Source organism: Streptomyces zhihengii (assembly GCF_016919245.1).
GTDB classification, from domain to species: Bacteria; Actinomycetota; Actinomycetes; order Streptomycetales; family Streptomycetaceae; genus Streptomyces; species Streptomyces zhihengii.
In genome coordinates this window covers 6,458,009-6,480,490 of record NZ_JAFEJA010000001.1, presented here as the reverse complement: position 1 = coordinate 6,480,490, position 22,482 = coordinate 6,458,009, and the positions used below count along the sequence as shown (strand labels likewise).

Here is a 22,482-nt window from a genome sequence, read left to right as displayed (position 1 = left end):
TCCACTTGGGCCATGCATTCGCAGCAGTGGCTGGTCACGCGCTCCCACATCGACTTCGGTCGCGTGTGGTCCTCTTCCTGTTGAGCCGTCCTCCGCTGTAGCGGCCCCGTCGCGTCCGCCGGCGCCGGCCGTCCTGCCGCACTCCCGGTGAACCCCGCGCTCCGCGCCGGGGTGTCCCGCCGCCGCCCGTAGGGCGGCCACGCCTCCCGTCCGTCCTTTGACGCCCACGCGTGCCTTCACACCCTCCGTACCTCCGCGGCTCCCCTCGCCGCACCCTTCTCCGTACCTCCGTCCTGCCCGCCCGTCCGCCGGCCCGCCCGGACCGGGCGGACACCGAACACGGGACACGCATGACCGTCTCCCCGAGCCCTGGCCCCGCGCTGTCCGTGCGGCGGACCACGGTCGACGATCCGCTGGCCGGTCCGCTGCTCGCGGAACTGGCCCACGAGTACCTGTCCCGCTACGGGTCCGCCGAGGACCTCCAGCGGTACGCACCACAGGAGTTCGCCCCGCCCGACGGCGCCTTTCTGCTGCTCCTGGAGCGCGGCCGGCCCGTCGCCGGGGGCGCCTACCGCCGCTACGACGCGACGACGGCCGAACTCAAGCGCATCTGGACGCACTCGGCGCACCGCCGCCGGGGGCTCGCCCGGCGGGTGCTGCGCGTCCTGGAGCTCGACGCCGCGGAACGCGGCTACGCACGGATCTTCCTGACCACCGGACCACGGCAGCCCGAGGCCAAGGGCCTCTATCTGGCCGCCGGTTACCGCCCGCTCTTCGATCTGTCCGCAGATCCGGAGTCGATCGGTCATCTGCCGTTCGAAAAACACCTGGAGAACCACGTCTCATGAGCAGGACACGCCATTCGCTGACGTTCGCGCTGATCACCGCCGCCGCGCTGACCCTCACCGCCTGCGGTTCGGACGGGGGCGGGGGCGGCGGGGCCGCGCAGCCGGCACCGGCGGCCAAGGGCGCCGCGCCCGCCGGGCAGGGCGAGCTGCCCGTCACCGACGTGGTCTCCCAGGTGACGAAGGACCGGGCGGCGGCGGACCTGCTGCCGGAGGAGATCCGCGACCGGGGCACCCTCAAGGTCGCGGCGGCCATCGGCAACCCGCCGAACGCCACCTATCTCAAGGACGGCAGGACCCTCGTCGGCCAGGACATCGACTTCGCCGACGCCGTCGCCAAGGTGCTCGGCCTGCGGCTGGAGCGCGAGGTCGCCAGCTTCGAGGCGATCCTGCCCTCCCTCGGCAGCGGCAAGTACGACGTGGGCACCGGCAACTTCGGTGTGACCGAGGAGCGCCGGAAGACCATCGACTTCGTCACCTACATCAACGACGGCCAGGGCTTCGCGGCGCTGGAGAAGTCGGCGCTCGACAAGGTGTCCTCCTTCGAGGACCTGTGCGGCCTGAAGGTCGCCACCGGCGCGGGCACCACCTTCGAGGCCGTGCTGGAGAAGAACAAGGGCGTCTGCGCGGCGGCCGGCGAGAAGCCGTACGAGGTGCAGACGTACGCGGAGCCCGGCGCCGTGTGGATCTCCCTCCACCAGGGACGCAGCGACATCGTGATGAGCACCATCAACGGGCTGCGCTACGCGGTGACCCAGCAGCCGGGCACCACGTTCCTCAACGAGTTCAAGCGCCTCGACGTCGGCTTCGCCTTCACGAAGGGCACCCCGCTGGCGCCGGCGTTCCAGGCGGCGGTGAACAAGCTCAAGGCGGACGGGACCTACGACCGCATCCTGAAGAAGTGGGGCACGAGCGAGTCGGCGATCGAGACCTCGCAGATCTCGCCGCCCGAGATCCGGTGACCGATCGGCCGGACGGCGCCGCACCGCCGTCCGGCCCCTCCCGGCACGCCCGACGCCCCGTCAGGACCTCTCCCGGCGGGGCGTCGTGCCGTGCCCGCGCCGGCGGCCGGCAGTCCCGCCGGACGGCCGTCGGCAGTCGGCAGTCGGCAGTCGGCAGTCGGCGATCCGTCGGTCCATCGGCCGGCGTGGGCTCAGCAGTCGCAGCCGCAGTCGCAGCCCTCGCAGCAGGAGCAGCCGTCCGAGCAGCAGGAGCAGCAGTCGCAGCAGCTTCCGCAGTCGCAGCTGCTGCACAGCCCTTCCTTGCGCTCCCCGCTCCAGGGGTCCTCGTGGGTGCCGCAGCACATCTGGCAGGTGCAGGCGAGGCCCGCCCACACCAGGCAGCCGGCGATCAGGCCCCGCCGGTCGCGCCGGGGCGGTTCGGGCGGCAGCGGACCGCCGGGGCCGGCCGGCCCGCCGGGGGCGTACGGGTTGCCGGGCGTGTACGGCCCCGGCTGGTGCGAACAGGTCGTGGAGCCGAAGGCCCGGTCCACGGAGGTGCGCAGCTCGTGGGCGAGCAGGACGTGCACCAGCCGGTCGTCGGCGAAGTCGGCGTCGCGCAGCGCCAGCCGGATGCCGTGCAGGGCGTCGTCGGCGAGCCGGCGCGCCTCGGTGAGCGGGGTGCCGGTCGCGGTGAGCGGGTTCCAGGCGCCCGCCGCGGCGTCGGCGGTCTGGTCCTCCACGGCGTCCAGCAGGTGCGCGAGGCGCCCGAAGAGGCGTCCGGCCTCGGCGAGCGGGGCGGCGTTCCCGGGGCGGCCCGCCAGCACCGCGGTGTGGGCGAAGGCGGCGGCGGTGGCCGTCTCGGTGGGCTCGGTGACGGTGAGCAGCGGTGTACCGGGGCCCGCCAGTGCCTCGATGCCGGTCTGCCGGTCGACGGCGTCGACGAGGACCGCGGTGTCGAAGCCGAGGGCGGCGCCCGAGCGGGCACCGGCCCGGTCCCAGCCGGCGGCGACCCGGCGCGCGGCCGCGGCGACGGGCCGGCGGGCCAGCATGCCGTCGCCGTCGGCGACATGGTCGCGCACCTTGGCCGAGGCGAGGACGAGGGACACCGCGGCGGCCAGTTTCGCGCCCTCGCCGCGGGCGACGGGGGCGGTGCGCATGGCGCGCAGCGGACAGGGGCCCGCGGTGCGGCGCCCCTGGGGTGTGCGTTCGGTCTGAGCCTCCGTCAGGACCGAGACGATCAGGCCGTCGTAGTTGGTCACGATACGGGCGAACTGCCCGTGGTCCGCGCGCAACGCCAGGCAGAGCCCGCACAGATGCGCCATCCACTCGACCTTGAGCGCGTCACCGAGCCGGTGCGCGCAGGGCCTGACTATTCCGAACACGGACGATCCCCCGGGAGTCGTTCAACTCATCGGGGGCATCGTATCGATGAGCCCGTTCACCCGGACGCCCCCGGCGTCACCCGTCTGGTCCGACTTTTATATTTTGATCCCCTCATGCCCCCTGCACAGGAAGAACCTTGACGAATCGCCACATCTTCTGCACCAGTACCGTCACGAATCTCCTGCGCGCCGACTATCCACTTGGCGTGCGATCCGCATTATGGACGACCATAGGGGTGCGGATACGACAGAGACCGCAGTGCGACCACTGCAGCAGCGGAAGGAGGCGTCCATGGGTTCGGTACGCAAGGCGAGCGCCTGGCTGGGACTCGTCGAGGACGACGGGCGTTACTACGACGACGAGTACGCCGAGGGCCAGGAAGCGGGTGACGCATGGGTCACCGACCCCCGGGTGCGCGTGGCCTCCGAATCCGCGTCGCAGGAGGGACGCCGGATCGCGACCGTCTCCCCGGACGGGTTCCGGGACGCCCGCGGCATCGGCGAGCTGTTCCGTGACGGCGTCCCCGTCATCGTGAACCTGACCGCGATGGAGCCCGGCGACGCCAAGCGCGTCGTGGACTTCGCCGCCGGGCTCTGCTTCGGCCTGCGCGGTTCGATCGAGCGGGTGGCGACGCGGGTGTTCCTGCTGACCCCCGCCGACACCCAGATCGTCAGCGGGGATCCCGCGGGCCGTTCGCAGGACGGCTTCTTCAACCAGAGCTGAGCAGCGCGCCCGCCGGCCCCGGACTACCGGAAGGCGTCCAGGCCGGTGAGCGCCTTGCCCAGCACGAGCTGGTGCATCTCGACGGTGCCCTCGTAGGTGAGCACCGATTCGAGGTTGGTGGCGTGCCGCATCACCGGGTACTCCAGGGAGATCCCGTTGGCGCCGAGGATCGTCCGCGCGGTGCGGCAGATGTCGATCGCCTCGCGCACGTTGTTGAGCTTCCCGAAGCTGACCTGCTCGGGCCGCAGCCGCCCCGCGTCCATGCGCCGGCCGAGGTGGTGGGCGAGCAGGATCCCCTTGTGCAGCTCGACGGCCATGTCGGCGAGCTTGGCCTGGGTGAGCTGGAAGCCGCCGATGGGCCGGCCGAACTGCTCGCGGGTGCGCGCGTAGTCGAGCGCCGACTCGAAGCTCGCCCGCGCCGCGCCCATGGCCCCCCAGACGATTCCGTAGCGGGCGTGGCTCAGACAGCTCAGCGGGCCGCGCAGCCCGGTCACCTCGGGCAGCACCGCGTCGGCCGGCAGCCGCACTCCGTCCATCACCAGCTCACTGGTGACCGAGGCGCGCAGCGACCACTTGTGCCTGATCTCGGGCGCCGAGAAGCCGGGGCTGTCGGTGGGCACCACGAAACCGCGGATGCCGTCGTCGGTGTGGGCCCAGACGACGGCGACCCCGGCGACGGATCCGTTGGTGATCCACATCTTGCGCCCGTCGAGCACCCAGTCGGAGCCCTCGCGCTTGGCGTGGGTGCGCATGCCGGCCGGGTCCGAGCCGTGGTCCGGTTCGGTGAGCCCGAAGCAGCCGATGATCTCCCCGGCCGCCATCCCGGGGAGCCAGCGCTGCTTCTGCTCCTCGGATCCGAAGCGGTGGATGGCGTACATCGCCAGCGAGCCCTGGACGGAGACGAGGGAGCGGATGCCGGAGTCGGCCGCCTCCAGCTCCAGGCAGGCGAGCCCGTACTGGACGGCGGAGGCGCCGGCGCAGCCGTAGCCGTCGAGCGACATGCCGAGAGCCCCGAGGGAGCCGAGTTCGCGGGCGAGGTCGCGGATGCCGGGCAGCTCGCCGCGCTCGTACCAGTCGGCGATGTGGGGCAGCACCCGGTCGGCCGCCCAGGTGCGGACGGTGTCGCGTACGGCGAGGTCCTCGGCGTCGAGCAGGTCGTCCAGGCCCAGGGGGTCGGCGGGATCGAAGGCGGGGAGCTTCGAGGATGCGGACACGGGATGACCTCCGGCGGCTCTCACGGCGGGACTCTGACGACAGGCGCGAAAACTAGCAGTGCTAGTTACGGACTGACGTTACGGCTCAGTGTGCCGTGCGTCCAGACCCGGCCGCCTCGGCACGCGCACGCTCCTGGGCGGGTCCCGTGCCGTCGGCCCCCGGCTCCCGGGCGGCGGGAACGCCGTCCGCGTCCACGTCCGCGGGGTGCCCGGCGGCGGAGACGCCTTCGGCATCCGAGCGCCCCTCCGACGCGCCGCCGCGCGACCGCCGGGCGGCGGGAACGCCGTCCGCGTCCGCGGGATGCCCGGGGGCCCCGGCCCGCCGGGCGGCAGCCGTCCGGCACTCGGGGGCGGCGGCATCCGTGCGGCGGTCACGGGCCGCGGCCCGCCGGGCGGCCGGAACGGCCTCGGTGTCCGCGGGATGCTGCGGCCCCCCGGCCTCCACCCGCCGCCCCGCGGCAGGCACGGCTTCGGCACCCCGCTCCGGGGTGACAGCCCGCCGGGCGGCAGGTACGGCGTCGGCGCTCGCGCCCTGCTCCGGCGCCCCGGCCTCCGGCCGCCGGGCGGCGGGGACCGCGTCGCGGGCCGGCGGGGCCGAGGGCCCGTCCGCCGCGGCGACGGACCCCTCCATCCGCCGCGGCAGCCGCAGCGCGGCGACCGCGCCGAGCAGCAGCAGGACGGCGCTGACCACCAGGGTGACGTGCAGACCGTGGACGAAGGCGTGCCGGGCCGTGGTGCGCAGCAGGTCGCCCGCCGCGCCGCCGAGCCGTTCGGCCTCCTGGTACGCCTCGCCGAGGGAGTGGGCCGCCGCCTCGCTCGCGGAGCGCGGCACACCGGCCACCCCGGCGACCGGGGGGCCGTACGCGGCGTTCATCACGCTGCCGAGCAGGGCGATGCCCATGCCGGCGCCGAGCTGGTACGAGGTCTCGCCTATGGCGGCCGCGCCGCCGGCCTGCTCCGCCGGCGCCTCGCTGAGCATCGACTCGTAGGCGGCGAAGAGCGTGGTCTGGAGGCCGAAGCCGAGCAGCACGAAACCGACGGTGAGCAGCAGGGGCCGGTCGTGCTGCCCCATCAGCACGAGCAGCAGAACCGCGGCCGCGGTCAGCACGAATCCCCAGCCGACCATCCGGCGGGGCCCGACGCGCCTGAGGGTGAACGAGCCGGTGGCGCCCGCCGCCATCGCGGCGAAGGTCAGCGGCAGCAGCCGCAGCCCCGTCTCCAGCGGGCTGAGCCCGAGGATGAGCTGGAGGTACTGGACAGCGATCAGCTCCAGGCCGACCAGCGCCAGCATGGCCAGCACGATGCAGCCGACGGAGGTGGTGAAGGCGGCCCGCGAGAACATCCGCATGTCGATGAGCGGATGCCTGCGCCGCCGCTGCCGCCGCACGAAGAGCCAGAGGAGCAGGCCGCCGACGAGCAGCGGGCCGCTCGCCCTCGGGTCGAGCAGCCCGTCGCCCGCGCCCAGCCGCTTCACCCCGAGGACCACGCCGAGCACGCCGCCGGCCGCCATCAGGGCGCCGAGGACGTCCCAGGGCCCCTCGCCGGCGCCGCGCGACTCGGGCAGCAGCCACTTGCCCGCGGGCAGGATCAGCGCCATCAGCGGGATGTTGATCAGGAAGACCGAGCCCCACCAGAAGTGCTCGACGAGGAAGCCGCCGAGCACCGGCCCGGTCGCGGCGCCCACGGCGGCGACCGCGGTCCAGATACCGATCGCGGTGGCCCGCTCGCGCCGGTCGGGGAAGACGTCGCGCAGGATCGACAGCGTGGCGGGCATGATCATCGCGCCGCCCGCGCCGAGCAGGACACGCGCGGCGATGAGCACATCGGGGGTGGGCGCGAAGGCGGCCACCGCGGAGGCGGCGCCGAAGACGGCGTAGCCGAGCAGCAGGAGCCGCCGGCGCCCGACCCGGTCGCCGAGCGTGCCGAACATGATCAGCAGCGAGGCGCAGACGAGCGGATACGCGTCCACGATCCACAGCAGCTCGACACCGTTCGGACGCAGGTCCTCGGTGACGGCCGGGACGGCGACGTGCAGCACGGTCGCGTCGAGGGCGACCAGCAGCAGACTGACGCAGAGGACGAAGAGGACGACCCAGCGGTTGGCGCCGCCGCCGACGGAGCGCAGACGTGCCCCGGCCGTGGTCGTCACCGACATGTACGAACCTCCCGTAGAGTCCTCGCGCTCGGCGGACCGGCCCGCATCGGTGCTGCTAGGAGTCCCGCGGGCCGCCCGGCATCGACGGGCGAGTGAGCCGTCAGCGTACGCGAGTTCCCGTCCGGTGCGCGTGGTCGATCTCTCACGACCTGCGGCGGCCCGGTGTGTCGTACGCCACTCCCCCCGCGCCGCCTGTGTGGATCATGCGCGCCCCTGAACGCCACGGAAATTCCACGCGGAACGGCGGTGAACCATTCGCCGCCGGGGCGCGTAATCCCTTGGCGGGGGCCGTGCGGCAAATGAGGAAGCCCTTCCCGGCAATTCCCGCGCGGGCCCCGGAATTGAGTGGAGCTGAGACAAACTCCACATCACATAGGCATCACGAAAGGAGTGGATCGACCTGACCGCACACTCACTCCCTGTAACGTCGATTGGGTGCGTACCGACATCTTTGCCCGGCTGGACCGGGAGCCGGAACCGCCGAAGATAGAGATCCCGCGGATGAGCCGCACGCGTCTCGCCCTCTTCGGCGGGACGTCCGCGTTCTACGCGGCCATCGTGGTCGCCGTGCTGGCGTCGACCTGGCTCGTGTCCCTCGACTGGAAGCTGATGCTCTTCCGGCCGTACGAGCAGTGGCCCGAACAGCACGCGTTCCTCGACTACTTCGTGGTGCTCGGCCAGCGCGGCCCGACGGCCGTGATGGTGGCGGCATGGCTGGGCTGGCGCTCCTGGCGCCAGCACACCCTCAGGCCCCTCCTGGCGCTCGGCGCGGCCCTGCTGATGCTGAACCTCTCGGTGGGAGCGGTCAAGATCGGCCTCGGCCGGCTCGGCCCCCACTACGCGACGGAGATCGGCTCGGCCGAGATGTTCGCCGGCGGCGATATATTCCCTTCCGGACACACCGCCAACGCCGTGGTCACTTGGGGCATCCTGGCGTACCTCGCCACGACGCCGAGGGCGCGCCGCTACCTGTCGGCCCTGTCAGCCGTGGTCTCCCTCGGGGTCGGGCTCACCACCGTGTACCTGGGTACGCACTGGCTGAGCGACGTGCTCCTGGGCTGGGCCGCGGGGCTGCTGGTCCTGCTCGCCCTGCCGTGGTGCGAGCCGCTGATCGGGCGTGCCGAGGTCTGGATCCTGGGCCTGCGGGACCGCTGGCGCTCCCGCCGGGTACTCACGCCGTCGCGGCCGGTCGCGGCGGGCGGCCCCCGGCCGGGGCTCGTGCCGCAGCGCGATCCCGTGCCGCAGCCCGAGGGCGGTGCGCCGCACGAGCCGGTCGCCGTCACCGGCACCACGACCCGGCCCTCCGGGTCGGCGGCGACCACACGGACCGCCACGCACACCTCCCCGCGGGCGCACGCGGTGCGCTCCGAGCGCTCGCCGGTCACCCCGACGGGCAGCAGACGGCCGCCCCACTCGCGGCCCGTGGCGGGCGGCTGAGCGGGCGGGCACCGAAGGACGGCGAAGGGCTCCGGCACACCTCGTGTGCCGGAGCCCTTCGCCGTGCGGCGGCCCGCCGGGGGCGGTCAGCCCTTCCAGCAGCGGACGACGGTCCCGTCCTTCACCTCGAAGTTGAGCCGGCCCTCCATGTACTCCATGGTGATGATCGAGCCGGGCGGCAGCGATCTCACCGGCGACCAGCCCCGCTCGCGGGCGATCCGCTCCGCCGGGCCGGCGTCGAGGCCGACATAGGAGTCGGGCGCGTCGGGCTGTTCCTGAGGGGTCGGTTGGGTTCCCATGCCCCCACCGTAGGCGGCCTCACACGGTGACGGAAGCCGGACGGGTGATCACCACCGGCAGTCCGGCGTAGCGCGCCGGTCACGCTTCTGTCACAGGATCCCGACATGTGTTCTGCGGCCGTTCCCGTCGAACTCGTTCACCCGAACGGGCACTTCCGGACGCGGCTTCCTCTCATTCCCCGGAATCCGGAAACCATGCGGATTCAATTCCCGGGAATTACCCCGTTCGCCGCGGCACGGCGAATTGACGCCTTGCAGGGAATTCACCGCTTCCTCACAGGATCCCCATCATCGGCCGGGCGCGGCATGCCCCCTCCGGCGGCGAGGGCCCGGGAGAGCCGGTCGCGCGCCGCCGCGACGAGGTCGGTCAGCTCGGCGGGTTCGACGATCTCGAAGTCGACGCCGAGCAGCATGACGTGGACGACGAGGACCTCCAGGTTCGGGGCGCCCGTGCGCAGCACGCAGGAGGTCTCGTCCACCGCCTCCAGCACCCCGACCGACGGGCCGATGACCTCCGCGGCCCGCTCGGCGGAGATCTGGAGCCTGAGCACGGCGCGGGCCGCGTAGACCTGGTTGGAGACACCCCGGGAGACATAGGCGGCGAGGTCGTCCGCCGGTGGGGTGCGGGGCGCGAAACGCGGGCCGTGCGGAGGCTTCGGGGTGATGCGGTCGGTACGGAAGGTGCGCCAGTCCGCCCGGTCCACGTCCCAGGCCACGAGGTACCAGCGGTGCTCGGTGCAGACCAGCCGGTGCGGCTCGGCCGTGCGCCGGGTCGCCGTCCCGTTGTGGTCCAGGTACTCGAAGCGCAGCAGTTCCCCGTCGCGGCAGGCGTGGGCCAGCTCGGTCAGCAGGGCCGGGTCGACGACGGGGCCCTGGCGGCCCCGCAGCATGGGGACCGTGAAGGCGTTGAGCGCGCCCACCCGCCGCCGCAGCCGGTTCGGCAGCACCTGCTCCAGCTTGGCGAGCGCGCGGACGGACGACTCGCCGATGCCCTCGATGCCCTGGCCGGCCGCGGTGCGCAGCCCCACGGCGACGGCGACGGCCTCGTCGTCGTCGAGCAGCAGCGGCGGCAGCTCGGCACCCGCGCCGAGCCGGTAGCCGCCGCCGGTCCCGGGGCTGGCGTCGACCGGGTAGCCGAGGTCGCGCAGCCGGTCGACGTCCCGCCGCACCGTGCGCGGGGTGACCCCGAGCCGGTCGGCCAGATCGGCGCCGGACCACTCGCGGTGGGCCTGCAACAGGGACAGCAGACGCAGCAGACGTGCCGAGGTCTCCAACATGCGGCCGAGTCTCCCACCCCTTGCGGACACCCTCTGTCCGCAAGGGGGGCCGCCCGGGGGCGGCGGGTTGGGTCTCGGGCCCGCGCCGGGGCCCGGGCGCGGTGCCGGGTGCCGGCGCGGGCCCGGTGCCGGGTGCCGGGTGCGCCTGGTGCCGGGTGCGCCGGGAGCCCGGAGGCGGCGGGGTTGGGTCTCGGGCCGCGCCGGGACCCGGGCGCGGGCACCGGCGCGGGCCCGGTGCCGGGTGCCGGGTGCGCCTGGTGCGCCGGGAGAACGGCGACGCCCGGGCTACCGATAGGCAGGCAGGCTCCCGCCGGGGCCACGGCCATGGGTACGGCGCGCCGGCCCTGGGCGGGAGCGCCCGGCGGCGAGGCCGCAGGCCCTGGCGCGGCGCGCCGACCCTCGGCGACGAGCACCCGACCGCGAGGGCCACCGGCCCCGGGCGCCCAGCACCCACCCTCGACGGGGAGCACCCGACCGCGAGGGCCACCGGCCCCGGGCGCCCAGCACCCACCCTCGGCGAGGAGCACCCGACCGCGAGGGCCACCGGCCCCGGGCGCCCAGCACCCACCCTCGACGGGGAGCACCCGACCGCGAGGGCCACCGGCCCCGGGCGCCCAGCACCCACCCTCGGCGACGAGCACCCGACCGCGAGGGCCACCGGCCCCGGGCGCCCAGCACCCACCCTCGACGGGGAGCACCCGACCGCGAGGGCCACCGGCCCCGGGCGGCCAGCACCCACCCTCGGCGACGAGCACCCGACCGCGAGGCCACAGGCCCCGGGGCCTGGCCCGCGCGGCCCCGGGGCGGGCGGCGGGGGGTCAGGGGCGGCGGGGCGTCAGGCGGATGCCGAGTTCGTTGTCCGCCGTGTAGCAGGGGACGGCGTGCCAGGCCGGTGTGCGGTGTTCCGGGAAGCGGAAGATCTCTCGCTTGTCCCAGACGTCGTCGAGGATGCGCGCGATCCGCAGCTCGTCCGCCCCGGCTGCGGGGCGCAGCCACAGCTCCCAGGTCCGTTCCTCGCCGGCGCCCGCCTCCGCCAGCGGCGCGTACGGGAGGGTGAACGCGAAGGTCCCGCCCTCCCCCGTCACGGACACCGGGTGGACCCGCTCCGCCCCGTCCGGGCCGGGTGTCCGTGCCTCGGCGCGGGCGTCGGGGCCGAGGGTGGTGCCGTGGAGCCGGCCGGTCACCGAGAGCGTGCCGCCGGGCGACACGTCCAGGTGTCCCGCCTCCGCGTGGGCGGTGCGGAGCCAGCAGCGGATCACCAGGCGGCCGCCCGCTCCCGGGTACGGCACCCGGACGGTGAGCGGCCCCGGTCCCGGTGTCCGGTCGACGACGGCGCGCAGGTCCCGGAGGCCGGGCTCCACGACGCGGCCGGTGTCGGTGGTCACCGTCCAGCGGCCCTCCGCCGTGACGGCCGAGGCCGGCAGCTCCGCCCGCAGGACGCCGCCGGACGCCTCGGTGAGCGGCAGCCGGAGCTCTTCGCCGGGGCCGCCGCCGCGTCGCCGCAGCACCAGGGCGCCGGCGTCACCGGCCGCCGTCCCGCGCACCCGGAAGGCGATCCCGCCCCCGGCGTCGGCGAGGCAGTCCGCCCGCACCGGCCCGGCGGGCGTGCCCGCGCCCGTTCCCGCTTCCGTCGACGTGCTCACGCGTCCCCCCTCTTCGCGCCCCGGCCCCCGAGCGCCGCGGCGGTCGCCCTCACCCTCGTCGACGTGCTCATGCGCCCGCCCTCCGTCCCCGGACCACCCCGGCGGCCCGGTGGCGCAGCGCGTACACGCCGTCGTAGAGGGCGCCCCGGCCGCGGTGGAACGTCTCGCGCGCCCCGCCGCCCCGGCGCCCGCCGGCCCCCGCTTCGAGGAGTTCGGCGAACAGGGCCTCGTGCCGTTCGGCGATCCTCGCCGGGTCGAACCGCGCGGACGCGGCCAGGGCCGCCTTCCCGGCGCGGCGGCGCAGTCCGTCGTCCTGGATCAGCTCCAGCAGCGCCCGGGCGACGGCGTCCGCGTCGCCCACGGGCACCAGCCGCCCGTCGACGCCGTCCTCGATGATCTCGCCGGGTCCGTGCGGGCAGTCGGTCGAGACCACGGGCAGGCCGCAGCGCATGGCCTCCACGATGGTCATGCCGAAGGACTCCAGCGAGGAGGTCACGGCCGCGACCGACCCCTTGACCCACTCCGCCTCCAGCGGGCTCACCGTGCCCATCAGCAGGACGTGGTTGTGCAGCCCGCGCTCCGCCACGAGCCGCCGCAGGGCGTCCCGCTCGTTGCCGGTGGCGTCGGCGCCGCCGTAGACGCGCAGCCGCCAGTCGGGCCGGACGGCGACCACCTGCGCGAAGGCCTCGATCAGCACGTCGTAGCGCTTGACGCGGGTGAGCCGGCCGGCCGCGACCACCCACTTCGCCGAGCCGTCGGCCGGTTCGGCCGAGGGCTCGGGCACGCTGTTGGGCACCGCCCGCACCCGTACGCCGGGCAGGCGGAAGGACGTCCGGTAGGCGCGGGCGTCGGCCTCGGTGACGGTGGTGACCGCGTCGAGCGCCGCGTAGCGGTAGCCGATCTCGCGGCGCAGCCGCAGGCTGTGGCCCCCGACGGTCAGATGCTCCTGACCGACGCGGACCATGCCGGGCCTGGCCTCCCGGGCGATGTGCACATTGAGACCGGGGCGGGTGCCGACGACGACGTCGGCCCGCAGCTCCGCGAGGTGTTCCGCGATCCGCCGGTCGGTCAGGCGGCTGTACTGCCGGTGGCGCCCGTCGCCCCGGGGGAAGACCTTGGCGGGCCGGGCGGCCTGCGGATCGTCCCCGTCGTAGGCGGGGCTGTCCTTGCGCAGATCGACGAGGTGCCGGAGCGTCACGCCCCCGGGGGCCTCCATGCCAGGCCGGTCGCGGTGCCGGAAGACCGAGACGATCTCGACCTCGTGACGGCGGGCCAGTTCCTCGGCCAGATTGAACGTCGAACGGATCGTGCCCCCGAATCCGTACGCGTTGTGCAGCAGAAATGACACACGCATGAGTCGCCGTATCCCCCTGATCGGCTCTGCTCCCCCGTGGTCGCGAAGGAGATCTCCCGAGGACTGTACTTGCCGGTCAGGGCCGGTACGGGATCTGAGGCACGACGAAACAGGTGCGGGTCATGCCGGGCCCCTGGCCCACCCAGCCGCGGTCGTCCTGCCAGCGGGCGACGGACAGACAACTGCGGCGTGTGCGCGGCGGATCGGCGAGCTGTTCGAACGAGACGGGCAGCAGCAGCCCCCGGGCGGTGTACGGCGTGAGCTCCCGGACCCGGCGGTCGACGCACGCGCGGGTCACGTCGGCGCCGCACGCCCGGGCGGCGTCCGTGAACCACATCGCGGCCGCCCAGCCCTCCAGTTGCCACTGCGACAGCGGCCCGGCCGCGTCGCCGGCGCGCGCCATGGCGGCGCGGAACGCGCGCACCTGCGGGTCGGCGGTGTCGTCGTGGTTGCGGCTCGCGCCGGTCGCCCAGAGGCTGTTGCGGCACCGGGGCGCGTCCGCGTAGTCACGGGCCACCGACTCCGACCAGTTCTGGACGTTGGTGACCTTCGCGGTGACGCGCACCCCGAGGTCGTCCATCGCCTCGCAGAGCTGGGCGTTGCCGTGGGTGTCGAGCGCGTCGAAGACCAGGTCGGCCCCGCTGCGGCGGATGTCCGCCGCGGCCGCGCGGAAGTTGGGCAGCGCGAAGTCGACCTGCTCCCGCACGACCCGGTAGCCCTCCTTCTCCAGCCCCCGGGTCACCAGCCGCGCGTACGCGGCGGACGAGGCCTGGTTGTAGTGGACGACGGCGGCCGTGCGGGCGCCCCGCGCCTGGCGGAACCAGCGGTAGACCTCGGTGCCGCCGTAGAGCGTGCCGTGCCAGCCGGGCGTGTCGCCGTCGCGCGGGGCGAGGCTGCCGTAGATGCCGTACAGATGCGGATAGGTGTCGTAGGCGGGCCCGATGGGCTGCCCCCCGATGTCGGGCACCCCGGCGGCGGAGACCCGGGACGCGCCCGCGTAGTCGTACGCGGTCGTCGCGACGAGCGCGGTCACCTTGCGCTCGTCGACCAGCCGGCGCACGCACGCGTCGTTGCCGACGCCGCTGCCGCCGTCGTCGCAGCCGACGACCTCCACCCGCCGGCCCCCGATCCCGCCGTGCGCGTTCAGCTCGGCGAACCAGGCGCGGGCGCCCTCGCCGGGGGCGTCGAAGGCGGCGCCGCCGACGGGGCTGGTGGAGCTGGCGATGACGCCGACCCGGATCGGCTCCCGTCCCGATGGCGCGGAGGAGGGCCCGGCATCGCGCTCGGGGAGCCTGCTGCCGCACGCGGCCGTGACCGCCAGCAGCCCGGCGAGCAGCAGCGCGCCGGCCGCCCGCGGCAGCCGGGGCGCCGCGGCTCGGGCCGTGCGCCTGCGGGGGACCCGGCCCTCTCCCGCCGCGGCAGGTGCCGTGCGCCGGCGGGAGACGGCCGCGGGCGGGCCGGACGGCGTCCGGCTCAGCAGCCGGGCACGCTCTGGGCGTTCGGGCTCAGCTCGACGAGGGCGCACAGTGCCTTCACGGAGACCTTCCAGGTGCCGCCCTCGTCCACCGCGCTGCCCTTGGCGTCGGGCAGCACCGTCTGGCCCGCCACCTTCAGGTCGTAGGTGACGGTCGCCGCGGTCGGCGAGGTGAACTCGACGGACGTCACCGTCGCCGAGACCCTGGACGCGTCGCGGTCATCGCCGAAGGCGCTCAGCACCGGCCGCAGTTGCTCGCCGTTCTGGAGCACCGCGACCTTCTCGTCCGTGCTCGCCGCCGGGTCGAAGAAGGTGCCCCAGGCGGCCCGGATCTGCTGCTCGGCGGCAGCGGGGTCGGCGGGGCCGGAGGCGGCCTCGGACGGTGTCGCGGGGGCGGTGGACGTGTACGGGGAGGACGAGCCGCCGTTGCCGTAGTCGTCGGAGCAGGCCACCGCGACGGGCCCCAGGACGAGCACTGCGGCGGCTGCCCAGACCGCGGTACGGGGGTGCCTTGAAAGAACCATGGCGCTCACCACCGGTTGTCGGTTTCCAGCCTCCGACGACTGGGGGCATAGTGCAAGAAAGGAGGCATTCCGATGCCGACGTCGCGGTGGCTGTACTGGGGTGGGATCGCGGCCGCGGTCTGCGGTGCCGTGCTGTGCGTCCTGGGCTGGTACGGCGTCTCGGGCGAACGGACGGCCGCGCGCCAGCTCCCCTACCTGGCCTCCGCCACCGTGCCGGGCGCGGCCCTGCTGGTGGCCGGGGCGGTCCTCCTCGCGGCCTCGGCCCGTGTCCGGCCCCCGGGAGCGGGTGGCGACGGGCCGGACGCGGGCGGGTCCCGGGAGCAGGTGGCGGACCCCGTGTGCGTGCCCGCCGTGCCTGCCCCGCACACGGCGGCCCGGCCGGTGCGGGTGCCCGGTGGGACGCTCTTCCACCGCCCGGACTGCCCGCTGGTCGCCGGGAAGCCGGTGACCAGCGCGGCCGGCGGGGCCGGCGGGGCGCCGCTCACCCCGTGCCCGGTGTGCGAACCGGACCCGGGGCGCGGACCGGACCCGGGGCGCGGACCGGACCCGGATCGCACACCGGGCCAGGGGCCCGGACCGGACCCGGGGCGCGGCACCGCCGGGGACGGCGGGGCACCGGGGGCGGCCCGGCCCGCCGGTACGGCACCCCCCGGGGAGACGGGCGGGCGGGGGACGGGCGGTCACGGGGCGGGCGGTGACGGCGCGGGCGGTCACGGGGCGGGCGAGGGGCGGGAGCGGCCGTGGGGTCGCTGACGTACGACCTCACCCTCGCCGGGCTGGCCGTCGGCAGCGCGGCCGCGCTCACCGGGATCGGGCTGGTCGTCACCCACCGGGCGACGGGTGTGCTGAACCTCGCGCACGGGGCGGTGGCGATGATCTGCGCCTACGTGCTGCGCCAGTTCGTCGTCGCCTGGGGCTGGCCGGTGCCCGCGGCGGCGGCCGTGACCCTGCTGGTCGTCGCGCCGGGCATGGGGCTGCTGCTCGACCGGGCCGTCTTCCGACCGCTGTCGACGCCCGCGCCCGACCCGGCGCGCACCCTGGTCGCCTCCATCGGCGTCTTCGTGCTGCTGGTCGGCGCGGCGGCCCTGCTCTGGGGCACCGGCGCCAGGTCGGACGCCCCGGTGCTGCTCCCCGACGACCCCTGGATCCAGCTCGCCGCCGTGCTGCTGCTCGGCTGCGCCGTGGGCGCGGTCACCCGGTGGACCCGGTTCGGGCGGGGTCTGCGGGCCGTCGTCGACAACCGGGAACTCGCCGCGCTGGGCGGTGTCGACGCGGACCGGACGGCGGCGGCGGGGTGGGCGTTCGGCGCGTTCACGGCCGGTCTGACGGGTGTGCTCCTCGCGCCCCTGGTGCGCCTGGACCCCTACGGACTGCCGCTGCTGGTCCTGGAGGTGATCGCGGTCGCGGTGATCGCCCGGATGCGCAGCCTGCCGGTGGCGGCGGGCGCGGCCCTCGCGATCGGGGTCGCCCAGGCGCAGATGGCGCGTCTGCACCCGGGGGGCGACGCCGAGTCGGTGGTCCAGTCGCTCGGCGCGAACCTCTTCGTGGTGGCGCTGCTGGTCGCCGCGCTGGTGCTGCCGGGGGTGGGGGGTGAGGGCGGTTCGGTGGCGCGGGCCGCGGCGCCGCCGGTGCGGATCCCCTGGCCCGCCTGGCCGGTCGCCGCGGTGCTGTTCCTGCTGCCGCTCGGGTTCGCGGGCTCCGATCCGGGGACGGCGGTGCAGGTGCCCGCGCTCGCGGTCGTGCTGCTGTCGCTGGTCGTCGTCACCGGGCGCGGCGGCCAGATCTCGCTGGGGCAGGCCGCGTTCGCCGGCCTCGGGGGCCTGTTCACCGCGCTGCTGGCGGCCGGACGCTTCCCGGGGCTGCCCGCGCTGCCGGTGCCGGCCGCCCTCGCGGTGGCGGTGCTGTGCGTGACGCCCCTCGGGCTGCTGACCGGGTGGCCCGCGATCCGGCGCCACGGGCTGGCCCTGGCGCTGGCGACGCTGGCGGTGGGGGTCGCGGTCAGCCGCTTCGTGTTCGAGCAGCCGTACGCGACGGCGGGGCTGCCGGTGGTGGCCCGTCCCCCGGGCCTCGACGGCGACCGGGCGTACTACGCGGTCGAACTGGCCGTCCTGGCCGGTGCGCTGGCGGCGGTGGCGGCGCTGCGCCGGGGCCGTACGGGCAGGGCGCTGGCCGCGATGCGCGACCACGAGGCGGGCGCGCAGGCGGCGGGGGTCGCGGTGCCCGCGCTGAAGCTGCTGGCGTTCGCCGCGGGGGCGGCGCTCGCCGCGCTGGGCGGAGGTCTGCTCGTGCTGGGGGTGCGGGCCTTCGACCCGGCGGCGTTCGACCCGGTGCGGGGGCTGCTCTGGTTCGCGGCGGTGTTCGTCCTCGGCGCGGACAACCTGATGGCCCCGCTGCTCGCGGCGGCCCTGCTGGTCGGGCTGGACGCGGGCACGGAGCCGGGGGTGGCGGCGGTCGTGGTCGGCCTCCTCGCGGCCCTGTCCGGCCTCCGCCGCCGCACCGCCTGCGCACCCGACGCCGCCGGCACGGCCCCACCGTGGCTCCCCGCCCCCGAGCCCCCGGCCGCCGGGGACGACCGGACCGAGGCGCTCCGGGCTCCGGAGGGCGGCGCCGACCCGGCGGCCCCCGCCGCTCCCGGCCGGGGCCCGGCTCCGCCAGGGCCCCCGCCCCCGCGCGACGCACCACCCACCCCCCGGGCCGCGTCGGCCGGCGGCAAGGCCGTCCCGCCCGGGCCCGCCGGGCGGACCGCCGGCCCCGCCCACGCCCGGCCCGAGCGCTTCGCCAAAGGCGCGGACGAGCGGGGCCTGGTCGCCAGGGGGGTGCGGGTCGGGTACCAGGGGTTCGTGGTGCTCGACGGGGTCGACATCGCCGTGCCCCCGGGCCGGGTCACCGCCCTCGTCGGGGACAACGGGGCCGGCAAGTCCACCCTGTTCCACTGCCTCTGCGGGACCCTGCGGCCCGACGCCGGGCGCATCCGCCTCGACGGGACCGACATCACCCGCCGGTCCGCCCACGCGCGGACCCGGCTCGGTGTGGCGCGGACGTTCCAGGAACTCGCCGTCTTCCCCTCGCTGACCGTCGAGGAGAACGTCCTGGTCGGCGCCGAGCAGGCCGGGCACCGGCCGGCGGCGCCCGCCGTCGAGCCCGTGCTGCGGCTGCTCGGGCTGGACGGGCCCGTGCGCCGGCGGCGGGCGGCCGGGCTGTCCACGGGGGTGCTCCGGCGCGTGGAGCTGGGGCGGGCGCTGGCGGGGCGGCCGCACACCCTGCTGCTCGACGAACCGGCCGCCGGGCTGGACACGGCGGAGACGGAGGCCCTCGCCCGCGTGCTGCGGGCGCTCGCCGCCGACGGCACGGCGGTCCTCGTCGTCGAGCACGACCCGGAGCTGGTCGCCAGGGTCGCGGACGGCGTCCTCGTCCTGGAGGGAGGCCGGATCGGGCGATGACCCCCGTGATGGAGCTCCGCGGCGTACGCGTCCGGTACGGGCCCCTGGAGGCCCTGCACGGTGTGGACCTGCCCGTGCCCGCCGGCGCCGTCACCGTGCTGACCGGGCGCAACGGGTCCGGCCGTACGACCGTGCTCCGCGTCCTCGCCGGGACCGTCGCCCCGGCCGCCGGAGCCGTGCTCTGGCACGGCCGGGACGTGGGCGCCCTGCCCCCGCACCGGCGGGCCCGTCTCGGGCTGTGCCTGGTGCCCGGGGAACGCGCGGTGCACGAGACGCTCACCGTCGCCGACAACCTCGAAGCGGCCGCGCGGGGCGGCCCCGCGGACGCGGCCCTGGCGGCCTACCCGGAGCTCGGGCCGCTGCTGGACCGCCCGGCCGCCACGCTCTCCGGCGGCGAGCAGCGCATGCTCGCGGTGGCCCGCGCTCTGGTCACGGGCGCGGAGGTGCTGCTCCTCGACGAACCCGCCCGCGGCATGGCCCCGGCGGCGGCGGCCCGCACCTACGCGCTGCTGTGCGCGAGCGGCGCCGCCGTCGTCCTCGCCGAGCAGCGGCTCCCGGACGCGCTGCGGGGACCCGTGCGAGTCCCGGTCGTGGTGCACGGGCTGCGCCGGGGGGCGGTCGTGTTCCGCGGCGAGGCGGCGGAGTGCGCGCGCCGCGCCGGTCCCCCGCCGGCGCCACCCCCGTGACCAGGCGCCTCGTAACGGGTGGCGCGCCGCGCGTGACTCCGGCCGCACATCACCCGTTGACCCTTCATGAGCCCGGGACCGGCCCGGCGCACAAGATCAAGTCCGAGGAGCCACCCGTGCCGCGCATGCTCGACGTCAGCGAGGACGTACGCGCCGAGATCGGCGACGAAGAAGCCGACCGGCTGCTCGCCGGCCACAACGCACCGGGCAGCTACGACTGCACCTCCTGCCGCACCCCGGGCGACTCCGAGCAGGAGCGCACCAGCACGGTGCTCTTCGTCGGCGAGGAGACCGCGGTCCTCGCGTTCGCCCACGCGACCTGCATCCCCTCGCAGGTCGTCCAGGTCGCCGAGGACCAGTTGCAGGGCGCCGTCCGGTCCATCACCGGCGAGGAGTCCCCGGCCGGCGGGGGCGCGCCGCAGCAGGCCGTGCTCGGGGTGACGAGCGGTCTCATCCTGATCAACGGCGAGCTGCACCCGGCGCTGGTCGTCGAGCCCACCGCGCCCATCGCCCGCCCCGGCACCACGGGCAACGGCGGCGACGACTTCCTGCCGCTGCTGATCGAGCAGGGCTTCCAGCCGGTGAACGACGTCAACCAGGTGCCCCGCCAGCTCCCCGGCTGGTCCGTCCTGGTCGCGATGGGCCAGCTCCACGCCGTGCTCCAGCCCGCCACCCACGGCGGCAGCCCGGTCGCCTGGTGGCAGGCGCACCAGCCGCTCCAGGTCACGGACGGCTGGCGCACGGCGGCCAACCGGTCGCACACGGTGCTCGTGTTCGCCGCGCCGGTGGGCTCCATCGGCCAGCAGCCGCGTGAGGACCTGCTGCGCGACGCCCTGGAGAAGGCCGCCGCCAACGGCCGCCTGGTGGCCGCCGCGATGCCCCTCGCCGGCACCTGATCCCCGCCGGCCCTCCGGCGCGGGCGGCGGCCCGCGCCGTGCCGCCGGCCGCACGAGGACACGCACGGCGCCGGCCCGCGGCACGCGGGCCGGCGCCCGCTGCTGCGCGGAAGGCCCCGCCCGGCGAGCGGCCCCGGCGCCCCGGCGGCGCATCGACCGCGCGTGCCGCGCCTCCCCCGGAAGAATGCACGGCAGCGCAGACCGCATCCGCGAGGACGGCCGGGTCGTTGCAGGTACGTGCACACATACGACCCATCCCGCCAGCCGTACCAGAGCCAGATCCCCTCGGCGCGCGCAGCGCGTGACGGTTCGTCGGGCGAATCGCCCACGCCGATCTACGACGCGCTGTACTCCGAGTTCCGCCGGGCGTTCCGGACGCTCCCGGGCGACCGGAGCGGCGAGGAGGATCTCGGCTTCCGGGCGTTCGGGTCGACCGGGCTGCACAGCAGCCGCGGCGGATTCGGCTCGTACGCCGGGCACTTCAGCCCCGTCGTCCACCCGGGCAACAACTGGCAGCCCTACCACCAGGTGGTGCGGCCGCCGGGCGGGCACGAGCCGGCGGCGCTGCCGCCGGGGCCGCGCCGGGGCGCCTGAGGCTCCGCCGGACACGGCGATGCCCCGGACCGCGGCTCTTCGCCTGCGGTCCGGGGCATCGCCGTGTCCGCGCCACGGGCACTCCCGCGGGCGGCCGGGGATCACTTCTTGCGGCCGCGCTTCTCCCGCACCCGCACCGAGATGTGGATCGGCGTCCCCTCGAAGCCGAACTCCTCGCGCAGCCTGCGCTCCACGAAGCGGCGGTAGCCGTGCTCCAGGAAGCCGGAGGCGAAGAGGACGAAGCGGGGCGGCTTGGTGCCGGCCTGCGTGCCGAAGAGGATGCGGGGCTGCTTGCCGCCGCGGATCGGGTGCGGGTGCGCGGCGACGATCTCGCCGAGGAAGGCGTTCAGACGGCCGGTGGGGACCCGGGTCTCCCAGCCCGCCAGCGCCGACTCGATCGCCGGGACCAGCTTCTCCATGTGGCGGCCGGTGAGCGCGGAGACGTTCACCCGGGGCGCCCAGGCGACCTGCTGCATCTCGGTCTCGATCTCGCGCTCGAGGTAGTAGCGGCGCTCCTCGTCGAGGTCGTCCCACTTGTTGTAGGCGACGACGATCGCGCGGCCCGCCTCGACGGCCATCGTGATGATGCGCTGGTCCTGGACGCTGATGGTGTCGGTCGCGTCGATCAGGATGACGGCGACCTCGGCCTTCTCCACGGCGGCGGCCGTGCGCAGCGAGGCGTAGTAGTCGGCGCCCTGCTGGAGGTGGACCCGCTTGCGGATACCGGCGGTGTCGACGAACTTCCAGGTCACGCCGCCGAGTTCGATCAGCTCGTCGACCGGGTCGCGGGTGGTGCCGGCCAGCTCGTTGACGACGACGCGCTCCTCGCGGGCGACCTTGTTCAGCAGCGAGGACTTGCCGACGTTGGGACGGCCGATCAGGGCGATGCGGCGCGGCCCGCCGACGGCGGCGCCGAAGGTCTGGGCCGGGGCGTCCGGCAGCACCTCCAGCACGGCGTCGAGCATGTCGCCGGTGCCGCGGCCGTGGAGCGAGGAGACGGGGTGCGGCTCGCCGAGTCCGAGGGACCACAGGGCGGTGGCGTCCGCCTCGCCGCTCTGGCCGTCGACCTTGTTGGCGCACAGGACGACGGGCTTGCCGGCGCGGCGCAGCAGCTTGACGACGGCCTCGTCGGTGTCGGTGGCGCCGACGGTCGAGTCCACCACGAAGACGACCGCGTCGGCCGCCTCGATGGCGTACTCGGCCTGGGCGGCGACGGAGGCGTCGATGCCGAGGACGTCCTGCTCCCAGCCGCCGGTGTCGACGACCTTGAAGCGGCGGCCCGCCCACTCGGCCTCGTAGGTCACGCGGTCGCGGGTGACACCGGGCTTGTCCTCGACGACCGCCTCGCGGCGGCCGATGATCCGGTTCACCAGGGTCGACTTGCCGACGTTCGGGCGGCCGACGACGGCGAGGACGGGAAGCGGGCCGTGCCCGGCCTCCTCGATCGCGCCCTCGACGTCCTCGACGTCGAAGCCCTCTTCCGCGGCGAGCTCCATGAACTCCGCGTACTCGGTGTCACCGAGCGCTCCGTGGTCGTGCTGGTCGTTCATGAAGTCCGTTCCTCGTTCGTCACTGGGCCGCGTCCGGCGGCCCATTA

The 22,482-nt window shown here is 75.5% G+C and carries 18 protein-coding genes and 1 pseudogene; 9 read left to right on the top strand and 10 right to left on the bottom strand.

Translation table 11 applies throughout. The annotated features are described in order from the left end of the window. Nucleotides 1–350 precede the first annotated feature (350 nt). Both JE024_RS27615 and JE024_RS27610 read left to right on the top strand, forming a co-directional pair. Nucleotides 351–848, top strand: a complete 498-nt coding sequence (locus JE024_RS27615; RefSeq protein WP_205376173.1) for a GNAT family N-acetyltransferase — start codon at nt 351–353, stop codon at nt 846–848. Further along, nucleotides 845–1,807: an ABC transporter substrate-binding protein gene (locus JE024_RS27610; RefSeq protein WP_205376172.1), complete on the top strand. Its 963-nt coding sequence runs from the start codon at nt 845–847 to the stop codon at nt 1,805–1,807. The genes JE024_RS27615 and JE024_RS27610 overlap by 4 nt, the downstream gene beginning before the upstream one ends. 191 nt (nt 1,808–1,998) lie before the next feature. Here JE024_RS27610 and JE024_RS27605 read toward each other — a convergent pair whose 3' ends face one another. Continuing rightward, entirely contained in the window at nt 1,999–3,168 is a 1,170-nt protein-coding gene (locus tag JE024_RS27605; protein WP_205376171.1) for a DUF5685 family protein, read from the bottom strand. 292 nt (nt 3,169–3,460) lie between these two features. Here JE024_RS27605 and JE024_RS27600 point away from each other — a divergent pair, with 292 nt between their 5' ends. Next, nucleotides 3,461–3,892 carry a cell division protein SepF gene (locus tag JE024_RS27600; RefSeq protein WP_205376170.1) on the top strand — a complete coding sequence of 144 codons (432 nt, stop codon included), beginning with the start codon at nt 3,461–3,463 and terminating at the stop codon, nt 3,890–3,892. A 23-nt stretch (nt 3,893–3,915) separates the two neighbouring features. On the opposite strand, the gene JE024_RS27595 is transcribed toward JE024_RS27600, so the two are convergent. Both JE024_RS27595 and JE024_RS27590 read right to left on the bottom strand, forming a co-directional pair. Further along, entirely contained in the window at nt 3,916–5,106 is a 1,191-nt protein-coding gene (locus tag JE024_RS27595; RefSeq protein WP_205376169.1) for an acyl-CoA dehydrogenase family protein, read from the bottom strand. An 85-nt stretch (nt 5,107–5,191) separates the two neighbouring features. Then, nucleotides 5,192–7,261 carry an MFS transporter gene (locus JE024_RS27590; RefSeq protein ID WP_244883093.1) on the bottom strand — a complete coding sequence of 690 codons (2,070 nt, stop codon included), beginning with the start codon at nt 7,259–7,261 and terminating at the stop codon, nt 5,192–5,194. A gap of 435 nt (nt 7,262–7,696) precedes the next feature. On the opposite strand from JE024_RS27590, the gene JE024_RS27585 reads away from it, so the two are divergent. After that, complete coding sequence (locus tag JE024_RS27585; RefSeq protein WP_205376168.1) at nt 7,697–8,698, top strand: phosphatase PAP2 family protein; 1,002 nt, start codon at nt 7,697–7,699, stop codon at nt 8,696–8,698. An 86-nt stretch (nt 8,699–8,784) separates the two neighbouring features. Here JE024_RS27585 and JE024_RS27580 read toward each other — a convergent pair whose 3' ends face one another. The 6 genes from JE024_RS27580 to JE024_RS27555 all read right to left on the bottom strand — a co-directional run bounded on the left by JE024_RS27580 (nt 8,785) and on the right by JE024_RS27555 (nt 15,269). Then, complete coding sequence (locus JE024_RS27580) at nt 8,785–8,997, bottom strand: I78 family peptidase inhibitor (protein ID WP_205376167.1); 213 nt, start codon at nt 8,995–8,997, stop codon at nt 8,785–8,787. 263 nt (nt 8,998–9,260) lie between these two features. Beyond that, nucleotides 9,261–10,274, bottom strand: a complete 1,014-nt coding sequence (locus JE024_RS27575; protein ID WP_205376166.1) for a helix-turn-helix transcriptional regulator — start codon at nt 10,272–10,274, stop codon at nt 9,261–9,263. Between the two features lie 818 nt (nt 10,275–11,092). Then, nucleotides 11,093–11,917 (bottom strand): hypothetical protein, encoded by an 825-nt coding sequence (locus JE024_RS27570; RefSeq protein WP_205376165.1) that lies wholly within the window; start codon nt 11,915–11,917, stop codon nt 11,093–11,095. A 67-nt stretch (nt 11,918–11,984) separates the two neighbouring features. Then, nucleotides 11,985–13,271, bottom strand: coding sequence for a glycosyltransferase (locus JE024_RS27565; protein ID WP_205376164.1), 1,287 nt, complete (start codon nt 13,269–13,271; stop codon nt 11,985–11,987). 76 nt (nt 13,272–13,347) lie between these two features. Further along, nucleotides 13,348–14,631, bottom strand: a complete 1,284-nt coding sequence (locus JE024_RS27560; RefSeq protein ID WP_205376757.1) for an ABC transporter substrate-binding protein — start codon at nt 14,629–14,631, stop codon at nt 13,348–13,350. Nucleotides 14,632–14,744: 113 nt separating this feature from the next. After that, nucleotides 14,745–15,269 carry an MTB12 C-terminal domain-containing protein gene (locus tag JE024_RS27555; protein ID WP_205376163.1) on the bottom strand — a complete coding sequence of 175 codons (525 nt, stop codon included), beginning with the start codon at nt 15,267–15,269 and terminating at the stop codon, nt 14,745–14,747. 72 nt (nt 15,270–15,341) lie between these two features. Between JE024_RS27555 and JE024_RS42365 the strand changes: the two are divergent. The 5 genes and pseudogenes from JE024_RS42365 to JE024_RS27530 all read left to right on the top strand — a co-directional run. Next, nucleotides 15,342–15,782, top strand: a pseudogene (locus JE024_RS42365) (hypothetical protein); the annotation flags it as partial. Between the two features lie 227 nt (nt 15,783–16,009). Next, on the top strand, nt 16,010–18,709 hold the full coding sequence (locus JE024_RS27545; RefSeq protein WP_205376162.1) for an ABC transporter permease subunit: 2,700 nt from the start codon (nt 16,010–16,012) through the stop codon (nt 18,707–18,709). Then, nucleotides 18,706–19,395: an ATP-binding cassette domain-containing protein gene (locus tag JE024_RS27540; protein ID WP_205376161.1), complete on the top strand. Its 690-nt coding sequence runs from the start codon at nt 18,706–18,708 to the stop codon at nt 19,393–19,395. The genes JE024_RS27545 and JE024_RS27540 overlap by 4 nt, the downstream gene beginning before the upstream one ends. Nucleotides 19,396–19,511: 116 nt before the next feature. Then, nucleotides 19,512–20,291 carry a DUF8842 C-terminal domain-containing protein gene (locus JE024_RS27535; RefSeq protein WP_205376160.1) on the top strand — a complete coding sequence of 260 codons (780 nt, stop codon included), beginning with the start codon at nt 19,512–19,514 and terminating at the stop codon, nt 20,289–20,291. A gap of 237 nt (nt 20,292–20,528) precedes the next feature. After that, nucleotides 20,529–20,885 carry a hypothetical protein gene (locus tag JE024_RS27530; protein ID WP_205376159.1) on the top strand — a complete coding sequence of 119 codons (357 nt, stop codon included), beginning with the start codon at nt 20,529–20,531 and terminating at the stop codon, nt 20,883–20,885. 101 nt (nt 20,886–20,986) lie between these two features. On the opposite strand, the gene der is transcribed toward JE024_RS27530, so the two are convergent. Beyond that, on the bottom strand, nt 20,987–22,435 hold the full coding sequence (gene der / locus JE024_RS27525) for a ribosome biogenesis GTPase Der (RefSeq protein WP_205376158.1): 1,449 nt from the start codon (nt 22,433–22,435) through the stop codon (nt 20,987–20,989). Nucleotides 22,436–22,482 lie beyond the last annotated feature (47 nt).